Origin of the sequence: Peptacetobacter sp. AB800, from assembly GCF_047807365.1 — a bacterium.
Lineage (GTDB): Bacteria > Bacillota > Clostridia > Peptostreptococcales > Peptostreptococcaceae > Peptacetobacter.
Genome location: NZ_JBLOUI010000049.1, coordinates 1 through 16,892, shown reverse-complemented (window position 1 = coordinate 16,892; position 16,892 = coordinate 1). Strand labels below are relative to the sequence as shown.

The following is a 16,892-nucleotide window of genomic DNA, read 5'->3' as shown; positions in this document are numbered from 1 at the left end:
TGAGTGTAAGTCTTGTGGATTTGAAAAAGGAGTACCAGAATTTATCTTAGAAGAATTAAGACAAGATGTGTTCTTTTCATCAGAAGCGGTAGCTTCGCTAAATGAAAAAAATATGCCAGAATTAATTTGTCCTAATTGTGGAACTAAATTTGAATACAAAAAAACTGACAACCGTTAGGTGTCAGTTAAAGGTACTGTCATAAGAACACCTTTTAAAGGTGTTCTATGGCAGTATTTTTTTATTGCTTATCCTCCTCCAAAATAGTAACATAAAAATATAACAAACTTTAGGAGGTCATTATGAAAACATATCCAACTTGGCCTAACTTCTATATGGAATTTGCCAACACACTACTAAAATACAAAAACAACCGAAAAGAACTCATAGAAAAAATCAAACGAGTATACTATACAAACAATATCTCTCTGCCAACACTAGAAAAAGACAGAAACATAATAGACATAGATCCATTCACAGTATTTGGACTATTCAACAAACAAATCAGCTTACGGAACAGAATTCGTATAATTGAAGGACTAGCCAAAGAATTCTCAATATCTGTAAAAACTCCAGACTCATTTGGAGGAATTCCTTTATTGAACAATCTTAGCGCAGTATTTTACAGATTTATAGGGGAAAGAGAGAAGTCGGACATCCAGAATCTTTGGAATGTGTTTGAAGCAGCTCTTGAATATGCAGACACTCATTCGGAAAAGAGCAGAGAAGAACTGATAAAATATTATAATATCGCATTAACACAAAAGGGAATTAAATGGAACTTGACTATGGGATTATTCTGGATTAGACCTTTTGAATATCTAAACTTAGACTCTATAAATCGTTGGTATTTATCAAATCCGAATAATATGCCAGAAGAATTTATAAATAAGGCAAACAATTTCAAATTCGTATTTTCCGGAGATGATTATTTAAATTTATGCAGCGATTGTAGGGGAATTTTGGAAAGTGGATATTATAGCTATAATAATTTTCCTGAATTATCTAGGGTTGCATTTGCACTAGCTGAAGAGATAAATGCAGAAAAGAAAAGATTAGAAGATGAGGATAGAGAAGAACATAAACATCCATTAAATGATAATAGTCATGGATATAATAATCAATATACTGTTTCAGAAAACTTAGAAAGCAATTCTACAGCTAAAAATATATATACTGAATCAGATTTTCTTGAAGAAGTTTATCTAGACGAAGAAAAATACTATATTCTAAAAAATCTTCTTCTATACAAGAAAAATATCATTCTTCAAGGTCCTCCAGGAGTAGGAAAGACCTTTGCAGCTAAAAGACTTGCATACTCAATAATTGGAGAAAAGAATAAAGATAGAGTAATGACTATCCAATTCCACCAAAACTACAGCTACGAAGACTTTATGATGGGATTTAGACCTAATGAATGTGGATTTGAGCTTAAAAAAGGACCTTTCTACAACTTCTGTAAAAAAGCAGAACAAGATCCTAATAACGACTATTTCTTTATAATTGATGAAATTAACAGAGGAAATCTAAGTAAAATATTTGGTGAGTTATTTATGCTTATGGAGAATGATAAAAGAGGAACTGAGATAAAGCTGCTTTATTCTGATGAAATGTTTTCAATTCCTAAAAATCTATACATTATTGGAATGATGAACACAGCAGATAGAAGTCTTGCTATTATAGACTACGCTCTGAGAAGAAGGTTTGCTTTCTTTGAATTTGAAGCAGCATTTGAATCTGATGGGTTTAAAAAGTATCTTGAAGAAAAGAATTGTGATAAGTTATACAAATTTATAGAAACAGTTAAAAAACTTAATACTGATATAAGAAATGATGAATCTCTTGGAAAGAATTTTTGTATAGGACATAGTTTCTTCTGCTTTGATGATGATATTGACGATTACTTATTAAAATCTGTAGTAGATTATGAGATAATTCCTCTATTAAATGAATATTGGTTTGATGAAAATGATAAGGTTGAAGAGTGGAGTTATTTACTTCATGAAGCGATAAAATAATATAATTACTGGTGAAATAAAATGATAAAAATACAAAATATATATTACATGTTAGCCTATGCATTTCAAATTCTAAAAAGTGATACCTACTCATTTTGCGAAACCGAAGAATTTGAAAATGCAGCAGATTTATTAGCAGCTATTCTCGAAAAGGGAGTTTCTATTCAGATAAAGAAGCGAGGATTAAAAAGAGATTATATAGAATCCACAGAAGTTTCTAATTATATAAAAGGAAAAATTGATGTTTCAGAATCTATTAAGAAGCAAACAATTATAAATCGTCAATTAATTTGTAATTTCGATAATTTTTCATTAGATTGTTATGCTAATAGAATTTTAAAAACAACTATACAATTACTTATCAAATCAGATATTAAGTCACATAGGAAAAAGTCTTTGAGAAATCTTTTATTGTATTTTAAAGATGTTCAAAGTTTAGATATTAAGATCATTAAAAGAATAAACTGGAATATGAGATTTAACAAGAATAATCAAAGCTATCAAATGCTTATTTCTATATGCTATCTAGTTCTCAATGGACTTATTCAAACGACTACAGAAGGCTCTACAAAGCTTTTAAACTTCCTTGATGAGCAGAGTATGAGTAGGCTTTATGAAAAGTTTATTCTTGAATATTATAAAAAGCATTATCCTGAGCTAAAGCCTGCTGCATCTTATGTAAATTGGGCTTTAGATGATGGTATGGATAACTTGCTTCCTATTATGAAAACAGATATAACTTTGACTTATGGTAACAAGGTTTTGATTATAGATGCTAAGTATTATAGTCATACAACACAAGTAAGGTTTGATAAGAATACTATTCATTCTAATAATTTGTACCAGATTTTTACTTATGTGAAGAATAAGGCTTGTAGTGGTAAAAATGTGTCTGGTATGCTTTTGTATGCTAGGACTGATGAGTTGATTCAGCCTGAGAGCAGCTATGTTATGATTGGGAATAGGATAGATGTGAGAACTTTAGATCTTGATTGTGATTTTGAAGTGATTAGAAGGCAGTTGGATGGGATAATAGAGGAGTTTTTTAATAATAGAGGTGATTTGAGTGTCTGAAGATGAGAATAAAGAACAAGCTAAGTACAACATTACAACAGAGCTTGCTATGGAGGAAGCAAGGAAAATAATAAACGGAGAAATAGAAGCAAAGTCGTATGAATCAATAAATGAAATATTAAATGCATTTAACATGGAAGACTAAAGTTTTAGAAGTAATACTTTTATATCAAATGCAAATGGGCTGTAAATTAACTTCAGTTAATACAACAGCCCATAATATATTAATCTTTATTATAATTTTTAGCATACACTTCCAATAATTTAAAATCAAAACACCTTTTAGAAATCATATTATCTGGATAATTATATTTTAATTCGTATATATACTTAGCTTTTGACTCAATATCCATTTTATTTATAGCTTTTAGTTCTTTCTTTAATAGCGATATATAATTATTTTTTTTAATCTCATTTTCTATATCTAACTCTTTATAATTAAGTTCTTTTAATAGATTTTTAGGAATAGGAAACATATAATTTAGATTTATCACAGCAAGAAGTCTTTTTTCGTCAAATACTTTTAAAAAGTCTTTTGAGCTTTTCATTTTATAGTGTCTTTCTTTTGGATGAGAAACCTGTGTTATATACACCAATTCTCCAACTTCAAATAATGCTCCAAAAAAAGGTTTATATTTTTCTTTTCCATAATCTGTTCTTGGAACCCTAGATTCTTTGTTTCTTAAATAGTTTAAAAATTCATCGTCTGGAACATACCATTTCATTTTAATTCTCCTTACATAATATAATTACATAACAAAAAATCCCTTATCAAGTATACAGACAAGGGATTCGTTTTACTATTAATACAGTTTTGGTTGGCTCTGCAAACCTGCTATTAATGTGATTTTGATTGGATTCACAAACCTACTATTAATGCAGTTTTGGTTGGCTCTGCAAACCTACTATTATTTCTATAATTAGAATACCATAATATTCTATAATAGTCAATATATCCTACTTTTCATATGTTTACACTTTCGCTAAATACTTTAACCATTAAACTAAATTCTCCTAACCCCCTTAAAAACACAACCCTCCTCTTACCAATACTTATCCACAATTTTTTTCATTTCACAATAAAATCTATATCAAACTTGTATAAATTCCACATAAAAAGTTCGTATTTTCAAAATAGTAAAAAAATAGCCATTGATTTTTAAAAATTCCGTCTGTATAATTTGGTCTGTAATACTGAAAAGCGCTTTTAATTACAAAATTTTATAACGGAGGTGCAACATGTTAGCTAAATACAAAATAGCTAATACTTTGAGAATTATCTCAGAACCTAAAAACGGAATAACAATCATTCCAAATCCCACAGGAAGTGGAAAATCTTATGAAACAGCTATATTTATAGCATGGATGCTGATAAATAGCGGACGAAAAATAATCTTCGTCACTACAAGAATTGCTCATCTAAATCTCGTAGAAAGCGACATCGCTTATCACCTAAAAGAAATGGGAGAACAAGATAAGATTGATAAAGTAGTACAAATAAAGTCATTTGTTAACTGTATCAAACAAAGTTTTCTAAGATTATCAGATGATATAGAAAGAATAGCGAACAGAAACAAGGAATTAAAAGAAGTATTTACTGTTTTAAGAAGTGAGCTTATTAGATTAGAAGTTGAAACAAAAAACTCTAAAAATAATCAGGATTCAAACAAGGCTGTCATCAAAAGTATAAATGAGCATATATCTAACTTAGAGCCTAAGTTTAGAAACTTATTGTCAGAGGAATTTGCTAAAAGCTACAATCATAACAGTTTCGACCAAAAAGGAAATTGTATAAGCAGCTATGATTATATGATGAATAGCGAAGAATGGAAATTCATAGCAGAATTATACCCATCTTCGCAGCATTCTCAAAAACAGGTATTTATAATGACTAGTGCTAAGTTTTTAGAAAAAGATGATCCTATAATCTCAAAAAGATATGATTTTATAAAGGGAGAACACTTAAAAGACGCAATAGTTATTATAGATGAGGTTGACGCTGTTAAGAATGATTTTCTTAGGAAAATTCTATCAAATGACCTAAAAAAGAATATTGTAGACATATTTAAAGTAATTTATAGAACTTTTGAAAATATTGACGAAATGGACCCAGATACCATAGAGGTTTCTAAATCTATAGGTAAGATAAAAGCTATTTCTAACAGGAGTAAAGAAATAAAGGAAAAATACTTCCCTAGCAAATGGGTAGTTAGACTCTTTGAAAAGGATGATAATGGTGAATTTCAGGAAGCTAATGTTATTGATAAGCTGATGAATTTCTATAGTGTGGATAATTACTTTGATACAACTAGAAAATATGTGTACATTCCTTTTACAAGTGATCGAAATGATCCTGATAATATAACACAGTGCAATATCATAATATCTGAAAATGACCTCGATGATGATATAAAATCTAAAATAACTATGTATAATATAGCAGATTTTATAAGAGAAGTTAACCAGTTTATTAACAGAACATTCTTTGATTTACGTACTATCTCTAATAGATATATGGAAAATGAAAACAAAAGAAATGAATTAAATCTAGATAAAGAAACTCTTTGGATAGACGAAACAAGAGCAATTTCAACTCTTTTAACACAGCTTAGTTTCAGTGAAAAAAATGTAAATTATTTAGTTGGAAAGATTGTAAGTGCTACAGATTTCAAGAACTTTAAAGAAGCTCTTAAACCAAACAATCCTGACACACCTATTGGTAGTGATGTTTATGACAGAGGACTTTGTTACACAAGTATTACTCAAAATTATAACTCTAGACATTCGTATACTTTGGATAATTACGAATATGATGGAATTGCAAAACTTGGATTTGTAAAAAGAAAATCAAAATTTAAAAAAATCACAAAAAATACTGATTCTAAAAAAGATGCTTCTTTAGACTACCAGACTTTAAAATCTATAAATGTTGTTGCTTTGAATGACGTAATTCTTGCAGAAAAGGATGTTGAAGTTTTTCTAGAAAATCTAAGAAATCCAGATTTTAATTTAGATGTTTCTGATATTTCTAGAGATTTTAGTTTTGATAAGCCCAATATAGTAATTATAAATGATGCACAGTATTATACTGATAATAAGAAAAAGGATATAAAGCTAGATATCCCAGATGGAGTTCTTCATCAATGTGTAACTGTTAAAAATATAGGAAAATCAGGGGATTCTATTACTAGAAAATTATTGAGTGAGCTCTATATAAAAAAGGAACTTTTTAATAATAAGATTTTTAAATGGAATTTTGGAGAATGTGAGTTTTATCTAGGTATTAAGGTCAAAGTAGGGAAAGAAGAGTATAAAAGTATACATGCTCTTATGAAAATTTATGCAGCTGGCCATTTTGAAATTATAGATGATGAATCTAAAATTGATAAAATATACACTCTTTCTCTTGGAAAATTTAAGAAAACAGGTAATATTTGCATTGTGAAAAAAGACGATAAATTAAATGAAATAGAGGAAATGGACTACATTCTTATGCCTCAAAGGGAAGCTATGGAAAAAGCAGTCCATTATGCACTTGATAAAGATCGTTCTCTTAGAAGTAAAGATAGAAGGTTTTTAAATGATAAAGAAGCCTACCCTTATCAAGACAAGTTAGTCTTTATGATAAACGATGATATACATTATTCTGTTGGAAAAACTGAGTCTTCACTACGGTTTGATTTGGATAAATTAAACAGAGTTTACAGAATCATTTCTTTAAATGATACATTGGATACGGATTCGAGATATATTCTTGAAATAATTGATATGTTGGATAATTGTCATATAAGAAGTAATAACGCAAAAAGTGTTAGACCTTATCCATTCAAGCATATCCTAGAATATCTTAGAATGAAATACCCCGATATTAAGGATAAAATTAGATTCTAATAACCCTTTTGGCAGCTGTTGACTATATGTTATAATAATCATATAAATACAGTATGGAGGTTACTATGGATAACGAAATCATTTGCTATTGTTCTAATGTGACAAAAGCGGACATCATACAAGCTTTAGATAATGGAGCAAAAACTCTTAAAGACATACAAATTTCCACTGGAGCATGTACAAAAGGAATGTGTAAAGAGTTAAATCCAAAAGGAAAATGATGCTCAAAGGACATAATGCAAGTTATTGCAGATTATAATAAAAGTATATAAAAAGTTATACTTATCAAAATGAACATTTTAAAAGAGTAGAGCAGCCAATAACAAGGTTGCTCTCTTTTTATGCAGCTTACCATAACAAAACACTATAAATCCACATAAAAAATGCCTGGTCTTTACTCATTAATCTGTAAAGAACCAGGCTATTTTCGATTACAATTTCCCGTATACATTTATTTTTCCTCTTCATTTCTCGGATTAAACCGATTATTTAATAAAAATATAACAACTATAATATCCTAAAAAACAAATTAAACAGCTTTAGCCATTAAATACATAGCTGGGAATATTATTAGTGCTGAACATATAACTTTTGCTGATAATGCTAACATTTTGGTACCTCCTTATGAATCAAATCTTATTTCTTATTTCATCTTACATATATATTATAACAAGTAGTTTCAAAAAACGCAAGATTGTTTTTTGTAAATTTCATTTTTTGAATATTTAATAAAAAGAGCAAATTGTTTAGATACTGTATACAATCTGTTTACCATTTGAAATTAAAATAATCTTTATAAAGCTTTAAATTTAAATATTTATCTAGATTTAACAAAAAATATAATTCATTATAATTTCACAAATATATTCTAAAAAATCTCTTTTGAAATCTTTTATGACATTTGTCAGAATATATCAGTTTTTTGAATAATCAATTCAAAATGATTTATTTAGTGAAAGAAGGGATTCATTTATTGTCAATTTTTGAAAGTGCTTTGCAAAATATCCCATAATTTTATAACTTTCAAACAATTAAGAAATTTATTTTTAAATTGAATTATGGTAAACTTTATAATTATTTTTATATATGTTATAAGTACATTAAATATAATTAAAAATTTCAAAATAATAAAAAGGAGTTCGTTTATTTTTATAGAAATAGAAATATAGTAATAAATTTCTAACAAGGGGGAGTTTTATATGAGAAAAAATTTTGGTTCTAATCCTTTTATGTATCCAATGCCAGTACTTATAATAGGAAGTTATAATGAAGATGGTACAGCAAATGCAATGAATGCTGCTTGGGGCGGTATTTCAGCTCAGAATAAGATAACTATATGTGTTAGTCCTGGACATAAGACAATGGAGAATATAAAGGCTAAGAAGGCATTTACAGTTAGTATGGCAGATGCAGATCATGTAGTTGAAGCTGATTTTGTAGGTGTTGTTTCTGGAAATAATGTAAACAACAAACTTGATAAAGCAGGACTTCATACTTACAAGAGTGAGGTTGTAGATGCACCTATAATAGAAGAGTTCCCATTTACTTTAGAGTGTAAGCTTATAAGCTATGACGACGATTCTAAGCTTTTATTTGGCGAAATAGTCAATGTATCTGCTGATGAAAAAATCATAGATGAAAATGGTAAGGTTGATTTAGCTAAATTCAGACCGATTACATTTGATCCTGTAGGCCATGGATATCATGTTGTAGGAGAAAAAGTTGGAAATGCATTTTCTGACGGGAATAAGTTAAAATAGAATTATCCAAAAAATAAACCAAGGCCCTTATTAGGACCTTGATTTTCAAAACACAAAAATTAAAAAGAAAAAAGCAAGCAAAAATGAAAAAACTTAGCTTTTATCTACCTTCATTATAACATTGAAGTATTCAAATCTCAATAAAAATATCAAGATAACATATTAAGATAATATATAGAAATACGACCTGAAAAGAGTGCTTTTTCTGTTACATCTAACTATTCATTAAATGTATATTTTCGGAATAGTTAAACAAGGAAGAAAATAAGACCTCTCTCAAGGCCTTATTCTAATCCTTCTTTTATAACTACATTATTAGATCCACAATGCTGACAAGAAAGTTCATTTTTTTCAACAGCATCAGAAATACATCCCTTGTACACATACATAGGCGTATTACATTTTGGACAAATAAATTTACATTCATATTTACCATCAGCTGTTTCAACATGTGTGTAGAATCCTGGCTCATATCTATTGCAGCTTGGACATTTAAATAATGTATGTCCAAATCTTTTCCCTTCAAAAAGAACCCATTTTTCATTAAAGGCCTGCTCAATTAGCTCAGCATCTCCAGATTCTATTATATTCTTTAAGTCATTAAATCCTTCAACATATTTCCAGTAGAAAGTTTCTGCTACAAATTTAAACTTAGAATTCTTATTTGTTCTTTCTTTATCCTGTATTTCTATCTGTTCCGCCAAATCATCTAATTTCTTATTTAAGTACTTAGTCTTAAATGCTAAGTCGTATTTTGTTTCTAGGAAACAGTTGTAATTGTCGATATTTATTTCTGAATTAGTTTCTATATCATTTAAAAGTGATTTAAGCTGCTCGTAAGCTTTTTCTCCGTACTCATTTTTAAAAATATTGTCAAAGTCGCTAAAACTTTCTTTATTAGTTCCAAAAAAACATGAAAAAGTCTTTCCACAGTCTTTGCAAATCATATCTTCAGTAAATCCCATAAATTCCTCCTTATTGTGATTGTTTAAAAATTAATTATTATTTAAAGTTAAATTATAACATAAAATAACTTAGTATTAAATTTTAAATGTTAAATTTTTCTTTCTTAATACTTTCATTTTCTATATAATTATAACCATAGGAGGTTTTACTTATGAAAATACACAACAAATCAAGCCGTCCTGACAACATAGTAATCAGGGACAACAAAAAAGTTGAAAAATGCCTCGAAATACAATCGCAGCTTCCAGACTTCATGAAGGATTACTTCATATACCTAAAAGGATCTGTTTCTGTATCAAGCAGGCTTGCATATCTTGAAGATATCCTATTTTTCTGCCACTACCTTGTTGAAACGGCTGAACATACATCTGCAAAAATTACTCACGATATCACTTTGGAAGAATTTTCTGAGCTTAAAGCCAGAGATATCAACCTATTCTTAGGTGAATATTGTAGTAGATATTATAAAGAAATTGGCAATACGACTATGGTATTTGAGAATAATAATCGTGCGCTTGCCAGAAAAAAATCATCGCTCTCTACTCTGTTCAAATTCCTTTATAGAAACGAGCAGCTTAAAGAGAATATAACTGATGGTTTCAACCCGATAAAGCTCCCAAAACCGCAGCCAGACGCTATAAAAAGGCTTGAGATTGATGAAGTCGCAGTTATGCTAGATGCTGTAGAAACTGGTGAAGGACTTACAGAAAAGGAAAAAGTCTATTGGAAAAAGACTAAACTTAGAGATAAAGCAATTTTGGCACTATTTGTTACATATGGGCTTAGATTAAATGAGCTTAGAGAGCTAAATATTTCTTCGTTTAACTTCTCTCGTGGCGAGTTTACTATTTTTAGAAAAAGGGGCAAGGAAGTTTTAATGCCTATAAATAAAACTTGTGAGCACGTTGTATTAGATTACATCAATCACGAAAGACCTCATAGCGAGGATATCCCCGAAGAACACAAAGATGCATTGTTCTTATCTCTACAGAAAAAAAGGATGACAGAAAGAGCTATCACTTCCCTAGTTAAAAAGTACACTTCAATCTCTATGTGCACGACTAGAGATAAAGGGTACAGCCCTCATAAACTAAGAGCAACTGCAGCGACTTCTCTAATCCAAAATGGATTTACAATATACGACGTTCAAAACTTACTAGACCACGATAACGTAACTACAACACAGCTTTATGCAGCTCACAAAAAACATGTAAAACGAGATATTGTTAAAAACTTTGAATGGCTAGAAGATGATAAAAATGATGACATAATAGATGAAGATTTTGAAAGCTTAATCGATGAAGAAAACGAGACAGATGACACTCTTGAAAAATAAAAAAACGAACACTTGCTCGACGAATAAATGTTTGTATCCTACTGTTAAATGTGATATTATATAGTTATAAATAATAAATTTTTTGACTTTATTAAGCAAATAATTAGCTATGTTCCATTCAATAAAAATAAGTTAAGATATTAAGTTAAATAAAGCGATTAAATAAAGAAATGAGGAATGAGTATGTATTCAAATTTAACAGACAAACAAATAGCAATACTAGAGTTCATAAAATCCGAAATTTCTAAGAAAGGTTACCCACCTGCTGTTAGAGAGATTTGTGATGCGGTAAGTTTAAGATCTACTTCTACTGTTCACTCTCATCTAAACAAATTAGAGAAATTAGGTTATATAAGAAAAGACCCTACTAAGCCAAGAGCTATCGAGGTTTTAGATAAAGCTAGAGATGAAGACGATGTTATGGGATTACACCAGGAAATGATAAACTTACCTCTTATAGGTCAGATAACTGCTGGTGAGCCTATATTTGCTGAACAGAACATAGAGGAATATATACCTCTACCAGCATCTCTTGTCAGCGGAAAGGATAACTTTGTTCTTAGAGTAAAGGGCGAGAGTATGGTAAATGCCGGTATATTAGACGGCGACTATGTAGTTGTTGATAAGAAAAACACAGCTGCAAATGGTACAATGGTAGCTGCATTAGTAGAAAATGAAAAAGCTACAGTTAAAACATTCTACAAAGAAGATGGCAAGATTAGATTACAGCCAGAAAATGAATTTATGGAACCTTTTATATTTGAAGATTCTCAAGTTCAGATAATAGGTGTCGTGACTGGCGTATTCAGAGTCTTAAAATAAATTTCAAAGATTACAATTTTAAAACGCAAATAAAAAAAGTACTCCGATTGAATTTGGAGTACTTTTTTATGTTTAAACATTCTCTATAATAAAATTTTTCCTTTTTGAGTTTATCGTTTTTCTAAGTCATTAAAATTTAGTTTTTTTAGACTATCTTCCTTCGCATATTTTGCAAAGTCTTGGCTTTCCACTATCTGAAATATTTCCTGATAAGACGTTTTTACTCTTTCTAAGCCCTGAGCAATCTCTGTACTTGTGGTAGACTTTACCGTTCTTAGTCCAATAAACAGTTTTTAGATTGTCAGAGCCATCAGATGAATTAGATTCTGAATATCCAGACTCATATGAAGGATCTGATGAATATTCATCTGCAGAATTGCTACCAGAATTGTAATCGCCCTTTTTAGAATTTGTAGTTATTCCATTTCCGTTTGATGTAAATAGTAAATCGCCACTCTCATCAGTTCTGTAAACAGCTATGTTTCTATCCTTTAATTTCTGCATAGTTTCCCTGTGAGGATGTCCATACTTATTATTTCTTCCACATAAAATAACCGCATACTCTGGTTTTGTCTTATCTAAAAATGCATCTGTCGTACTACTATGTGAACCATGATGTCCAACTTTTAATAAGTCTACATCTGGCATCTTGTTTAAAATCTCGTGTTCAACCTCTTCCTCAGCATCTCCCATAAATAGCATCTTGTCATTTCCATGAGTTAATAGAACTACAAGAGATTCATTATTTGTGTCGCTGCCTCCATTAATGTTGAAAACTTCAAAATAAGAATTTTTTAGCTTAAATTTTTTTCCTTCAAGTGGCACTGTAGGATTTAGCCCTTTATCTGAAAGCGCCATGATAAAATCTCTATATGTCCGAGTATCTGCATCTCCATTGGAAACAAATGCAGTTTCTACTTTACACTTCTTAACTACCTCATCTAGTCCTCCAGCATGATCTGCATGTGCATGAGTAGAAACAAGATATTTAATATCCTTTACTCCCCGTCCATTTAAATAATTTACTACTGCTCTTTCGTCGTCGTTGTCCCCTGCATCGATAAGCATAGCAACTCCACCATCATCTATTAGAATTGCATCGCTATTTCCTGTATCGATAAAGTGAATTTGTACATCACCATCAGACAATGTGTCGTTATTCGACCGAGACTTATCGCTCTGATCTTCTGCCGTATCAGATGCCGAATTTGATGCATCATTATCTGAAGACGAAATACTTGTTGATGTACTCGAATTATTAGATGAATTTTCATCTGTATTGTTATTCGATGAACATCCAGTGAATGTCATTGAAATCGATAATATCCCAGCAAGTATAATACCGATAAATTTAGATCTCAAATTCATATTGCCCTCCTTATGTACTTTTTATTTTTTCTGTGTTTTTCTTAGATACTTGGATAATTTAAATAAGCTACCAAAAAATCAGTTATCCACTTAATCTTATATTATTGACAGATACTCTTTATATTATACCAATAAATTACCTTTTTGTGAAATTTTATAATAATTAATTGATAATTGAATAAAATATAAATTTTGTTTATAGATTTTTGCTAGTTTCAGTCGTTATTTTTCCTTTTTCCATTAACTGCTGTAAGTATACCTTTGTAGTATCATTTGCAACTAATCCCCAACTAGCAAAGAATCCTCTTAAATCTTTTCCAGCAGCTTCAGATGCTTTTAATATTAATAACTGATCTTTATCCATTTTTTCTTCGTCTGTAGTAAGATTTCTATATAATCTATTCATTTTTGCATAATATGAATCATTTTTTAAATCTTTATCAGTATTATTTTTTAACATCTGTGAAGTATACCCTGGTTCATATGCAAGATGTAACTGCCAGAACATTCCAAGAAGTGTAGCAACATCCTGTGATGCACCAACACTATTACTAGTTACTTTTTTAATTAACTTGTCGATTTTTATTTCATTTTCTCCAGGATTTAATTTGATTTGATATTGCTGAGCCTGATTCAGCATAATTCTGTTCATAAGCTAAATAAAGTACACAATTTATTTTTTATTTTACATAATTAAATATCTACCCTATTTTAAAGTATTCAATCAAAAAAATCTATAGAAAAATCATAAAAATTTCATTATGTATTCAAAAACATTATAACTTCTCGAATATTTTAATTATATACTTAAAACATTTTAAAATATTAAAAAGAATAAAAATAGTAATTTTCAAAAATCAAAAAAATAACAACAAAAAAATAAATAAAAAAAGTGTACAACTTTTTACACAAAAGCTGTACACTTTCTAAAAATTAATATATTTTTTACTGTATTTTATAATTCTAAAATAATTTTACAAAATTTCTTCAAAATCGTAAAGTACCACAGAATCACTCATCAATGTCTTTTTGACATCAATCACTCTCTGATTTTCAGATCCTCTATATTTAAGATTTATATTTCTCTTATCAATATCAAATCTTCCATCTACTAGTACATCTACATATTCTAAAATTTTTCTTCTTTTCTCATCTTCAAGAATTTGTTCAAGTAAATATCCAGACCAAAGCCAGATGCTTTTACCAGTTTCTTCTTTAACTCTCTTTAATAAATTTGGAAGGCAGTCATCCATAACCTGCTGCATTGGCTCTCCTCCTAAAATATTAACTCCGACAACATTGTCATTCTTAACATAAGATACAAAATTGTCCTCGTCTTCTTGAGTCCAAACCTTTCCAGCTCCAAAGTCCTGCAATTCCTTGTTAAAGCAGCCTTTACAATCGTGAGTACATCCTGTTACAAATAATGTCGATCTAACACCTGGAGCATTAGACACATCAAATTTTCTTATTTTTTCATATCTCATTCTCTAAAAATCATCTCCTATAAATGAAGTACTCTATCCCCAATTTCCTGAGTACGACCTTTATTCCAGAAATTAGTTCCTATATATCCACAAGTTCTTCTCATAACCTGCATATCAGCTTCATCTCTGTTTCCACAAGAAGGACAGTACCACTCTAGATTTTCATCTAGTTTTATTTCTCCTGTGTATCCGCATTTGTAACAAACATCTGGTTTTGTGTTTATTTCAGCGTACTGAATGTTGTGGTATATGTAGTTTATAACCTGTTCAACAGCTTCTAAGTTTCTGCTCATATCTGGAACCTCGATGTACGAAATACATCCACCTGAGCTTATTGCATGGAACTGAGCTTCAAATTTTAACTTACTAAACGCATCTATTTCTTCACATACATTTACGTGGTAGCTGTTAGTGTAGTATAGTTTGTCAGTAACGTTTGGTATTTCACCGAATTTCTGTTTATCAATTCTACAGAATCTGTAAACAAGATTTTCTGCTGGAGTACCGTAAAGTCCAAATCCTAATCCTGTTTCAGCTTTCCACTCATCACATTTCTTTCTTAAATGATTCATAACTTCTAGCGCAAATTTTTCACCTTTTTCAGTAGTGTGGCTAACACCTAACATAGACTGAACCATTTCATGTATACCAACATATCCTAAGCTTAATGTTGAGTATCCATTTTCAAGAAGTTTGTCTATTTTTTCTCCTTTGTCTAATCTAGCTATTGCACCATGCTGCCAGTGAATTGGAGAAACATCTGATAAAGTTCCTTTTAACATATTATGTCTAACTAAAAGAGCTTCTTTACATAACTCTAATCTCTGATCTAGTATATTCCAGAACATATCCATATTTTTATCAGCCATTATAGCTATCTGTGGTAAGTTTAATGAAACAACACCCTGGTTAAATCTTCCATACCATTTGTAGTTTCCATTTTCGTCTTTATATGGACTTAAATGACTTCTACAACCCATTGGAGGGAATGTATTTCCTTCGTAGTTGCTTCTCATTATCTTAGCACTCTGATAATCAGGAACTAATCTCTTAGCAGTACATTCTGCTGCAAGTTTAGTTATATAATCGTATTTTCCACCTTCTAGGCAGTTGTGTTCATCTAATAGGTAAACTAATTTAGGGAAAGCTTCACCAATCTGCTGTCCTTTATAGTTTTTCATACCTTCTAATCTCTGTCTTATCATTTCTTCACAGATAAGAGCCATTTCTTCTTCGTATTCGCTTCCTTCTTCTATTTCAAGATATATTGTAGCGAATGGGGCCTGCGTTCCCCTCTCTATATTTCTATAAAGACTAGACTATCTCTTTACCATATTACATAAAGTAACTTAGGTAGATGGCGCTACGGAACAATGGCTTTCACATTATTCCTCTTAGGGATTTCACCCAATTTAGTCGTTACACCTTTCTATAATTTATTATAGACTTGGCTCGGTATTAACATAATTAAACCTTTATGTGTCACCTCGTTTAACCTTAGTATTCACCGATAGCATGTCTTAAGACACACACCCTAGATTTCTAGGTTCACCATCTCATAATCCATAATGTTTCCAATATGGACGGCCATTTTATTAACCATTAGTTGTCATTAGTGTAGATAACTGGTATCTTATCGTCTGGACACCGTCTTTTAAATCCTTCATCATCATATCATGAGCTATATCTTTTGCTAACTCTTCGTTATTGTATTTTTCCATATACATTTTATAGAACTTGTCGTAAGTTCTTCTTAAATATGGTGCTAAGTGTTTTATAGTGATACTCTGTCCGCCATACTGATTACTTGCAACCTGAGCCATTATCTGAGTTGTAACTGTACAAGCAGTTGAGAATGACTTTGGTGACTCAACCATTTTTTCATTGATAACAGTTCCATTATCAAGCATATCCTGTATATTTATTAAGCAGCAGTTGAATATAGACTGTAAAGTATAGTCCATGTCATGCCAATGTATAGCTCCTTCATCGTGAGCCTGCACTATATGAGGAGGAATTAACTTTCTTCTAGCTATATCTCTAGAAACTTCACCAGCGATAAATAGTGATAGGTAAGACTTTGATTTTATCTCCATCTTTTCCCCCACTCCACACCGTACGTGAGACTTTCACCTCATACGGCGTTCCAACAAATTTTAAATTTAAATTATA

At 30.3% G+C, this 16,892-nt stretch carries 12 protein-coding genes and 3 pseudogenes; 8 read left to right on the top strand and 7 right to left on the bottom strand.

Going from position 1 to position 16,892, the window contains the following annotated elements:
* Window positions 1–300 precede the first annotated feature (300 nt).
* The 3 genes from ACK2WN_RS10815 to ACK2WN_RS10805 are packed head-to-tail and all read left to right on the top strand — an operon-like array spanning window position 301 to window position 3,235.
* Window positions 301–2,016, top strand: coding sequence for an AAA family ATPase (locus tag ACK2WN_RS10815; RefSeq protein ID WP_416155570.1), 1,716 nt, complete (start codon window positions 301–303; stop codon window positions 2,014–2,016).
* 21 nt (window positions 2,017–2,037) lie between these two features.
* Window positions 2,038–3,090, top strand: a complete 1,053-nt coding sequence (mcrC, locus tag ACK2WN_RS10810) for a 5-methylcytosine-specific restriction endonuclease system specificity protein McrC (protein WP_300531463.1) — start codon at window positions 2,038–2,040, stop codon at window positions 3,088–3,090.
* On the top strand, window positions 3,083–3,235 hold the full coding sequence (locus tag ACK2WN_RS10805) for a hypothetical protein (RefSeq protein ID WP_300531465.1): 153 nt from the start codon (window positions 3,083–3,085) through the stop codon (window positions 3,233–3,235). The genes mcrC and ACK2WN_RS10805 overlap by 8 nt, the downstream gene beginning before the upstream one ends.
* Before the next feature lie 79 nt (window positions 3,236–3,314).
* On the opposite strand, the gene ACK2WN_RS10800 is transcribed toward ACK2WN_RS10805, so the two are convergent.
* Window positions 3,315–3,815, bottom strand: coding sequence for a type III toxin-antitoxin system ToxN/AbiQ family toxin (locus tag ACK2WN_RS10800; protein ID WP_416155569.1), 501 nt, complete (start codon window positions 3,813–3,815; stop codon window positions 3,315–3,317).
* A gap of 514 nt (window positions 3,816–4,329) precedes the next feature.
* On the opposite strand from ACK2WN_RS10800, the gene ACK2WN_RS10795 reads away from it, so the two are divergent.
* The 3 genes and pseudogenes from ACK2WN_RS10795 to ACK2WN_RS10785 all read left to right on the top strand — a co-directional run bounded on the left by ACK2WN_RS10795 (window position 4,330) and on the right by ACK2WN_RS10785 (window position 8,741).
* On the top strand, window positions 4,330–6,981 hold the full coding sequence (locus ACK2WN_RS10795) for a hypothetical protein (protein WP_416155568.1): 2,652 nt from the start codon (window positions 4,330–4,332) through the stop codon (window positions 6,979–6,981).
* A gap of 53 nt (window positions 6,982–7,034) precedes the next feature.
* Window positions 7,035–7,199 (top strand): annotated as a pseudogene (locus ACK2WN_RS10790) ((2Fe-2S)-binding protein); the annotation flags it as partial.
* Between the two features lie 981 nt (window positions 7,200–8,180).
* Entirely contained in the window at window positions 8,181–8,741 is a 561-nt protein-coding gene (locus ACK2WN_RS10785) for a flavin reductase family protein (RefSeq protein WP_416155567.1), read from the top strand.
* 284 nt (window positions 8,742–9,025) lie between these two features.
* Here ACK2WN_RS10785 and ACK2WN_RS10780 read toward each other — a convergent pair whose 3' ends face one another.
* The gene (locus ACK2WN_RS10780; protein ID WP_300531726.1) at window positions 9,026–9,706 is read right to left on the bottom strand and encodes a hypothetical protein; all 681 of its coding nucleotides are present in this window, start codon (window positions 9,704–9,706) and stop codon (window positions 9,026–9,028) included.
* 152 nt (window positions 9,707–9,858) lie between these two features.
* Here ACK2WN_RS10780 and ACK2WN_RS10775 point away from each other — a divergent pair, with 152 nt between their 5' ends.
* Complete coding sequence (locus ACK2WN_RS10775) at window positions 9,859–11,043, top strand: tyrosine-type recombinase/integrase (RefSeq protein ID WP_416155566.1); 1,185 nt, start codon at window positions 9,859–9,861, stop codon at window positions 11,041–11,043.
* Window positions 11,044–11,226: 183 nt separating this feature from the next.
* Window positions 11,227–11,865: a transcriptional repressor LexA gene (gene lexA, locus ACK2WN_RS10770; protein WP_300530357.1), complete on the top strand. Its 639-nt coding sequence runs from the start codon at window positions 11,227–11,229 to the stop codon at window positions 11,863–11,865.
* A gap of 150 nt (window positions 11,866–12,015) precedes the next feature.
* On the opposite strand, the gene ACK2WN_RS10765 is transcribed toward lexA, so the two are convergent.
* From ACK2WN_RS10765 to nrdD (ACK2WN_RS10745), 5 genes and pseudogenes are all read right to left on the bottom strand, one after another.
* The gene (locus ACK2WN_RS10765; protein WP_416155565.1) at window positions 12,016–13,233 is read right to left on the bottom strand and encodes a ComEC/Rec2 family competence protein; all 1,218 of its coding nucleotides are present in this window, start codon (window positions 13,231–13,233) and stop codon (window positions 12,016–12,018) included.
* Window positions 13,234–13,429: 196 nt separating this feature from the next.
* Entirely contained in the window at window positions 13,430–13,885 is a 456-nt protein-coding gene (locus ACK2WN_RS10760) for a M60 family metallopeptidase (RefSeq protein ID WP_416155564.1), read from the bottom strand.
* A 322-nt stretch (window positions 13,886–14,207) separates the two neighbouring features.
* Window positions 14,208–14,720 carry an anaerobic ribonucleoside-triphosphate reductase activating protein gene (gene nrdG / locus ACK2WN_RS10755; RefSeq protein ID WP_329999613.1) on the bottom strand — a complete coding sequence of 171 codons (513 nt, stop codon included), beginning with the start codon at window positions 14,718–14,720 and terminating at the stop codon, window positions 14,208–14,210.
* Between the two features lie 17 nt (window positions 14,721–14,737).
* A pseudogene (gene nrdD / locus ACK2WN_RS10750) lies at window positions 14,738–16,006 on the bottom strand (anaerobic ribonucleoside-triphosphate reductase); the annotation flags it as partial.
* A gap of 312 nt (window positions 16,007–16,318) precedes the next feature.
* Window positions 16,319–16,816: pseudogene (gene nrdD / locus ACK2WN_RS10745) on the bottom strand (anaerobic ribonucleoside-triphosphate reductase); the annotation flags it as partial.
* Window positions 16,817–16,892: the final 76 nt, after the last annotated feature.

Bases quoted from the DNA above. Each gene is read 5' to 3' on its own strand.
- ACK2WN_RS10760 (WP_416155564.1), bottom strand. From the start codon at position 13,885: ATGAACAGAATTATGCTGAATCAGGCTCAGCAATATCAAATCAAATTA.
- ACK2WN_RS10795 (WP_416155568.1), top strand. From the start codon at position 4,330: ATGTTAGCTAAATACAAAATAGCTAATACTTTGAGAATTATCTCAGAA.
- ACK2WN_RS10815 (WP_416155570.1), top strand. From the start codon at position 301: ATGAAAACATATCCAACTTGGCCTAACTTCTATATGGAATTTGCCAAC.
- nrdG (WP_329999613.1), bottom strand. From the start codon at position 14,720: ATGAGATATGAAAAAATAAGAAAATTTGATGTGTCTAATGCTCCAGGT.
- ACK2WN_RS10800 (WP_416155569.1), bottom strand. From the start codon at position 3,815: ATGAAATGGTATGTTCCAGACGATGAATTTTTAAACTATTTAAGAAAC.
- ACK2WN_RS10765 (WP_416155565.1), bottom strand. From the start codon at position 13,233: ATGAATTTGAGATCTAAATTTATCGGTATTATACTTGCTGGGATATTA.
- mcrC (WP_300531463.1), top strand. From the start codon at position 2,038: ATGATAAAAATACAAAATATATATTACATGTTAGCCTATGCATTTCAA.
- ACK2WN_RS10780 (WP_300531726.1), bottom strand. From the start codon at position 9,706: ATGGGATTTACTGAAGATATGATTTGCAAAGACTGTGGAAAGACTTTT.
- lexA (WP_300530357.1), top strand. From the start codon at position 11,227: ATGTATTCAAATTTAACAGACAAACAAATAGCAATACTAGAGTTCATA.
- ACK2WN_RS10775 (WP_416155566.1), top strand. From the start codon at position 9,859: ATGAAAATACACAACAAATCAAGCCGTCCTGACAACATAGTAATCAGG.
- ACK2WN_RS10785 (WP_416155567.1), top strand. From the start codon at position 8,181: ATGAGAAAAAATTTTGGTTCTAATCCTTTTATGTATCCAATGCCAGTA.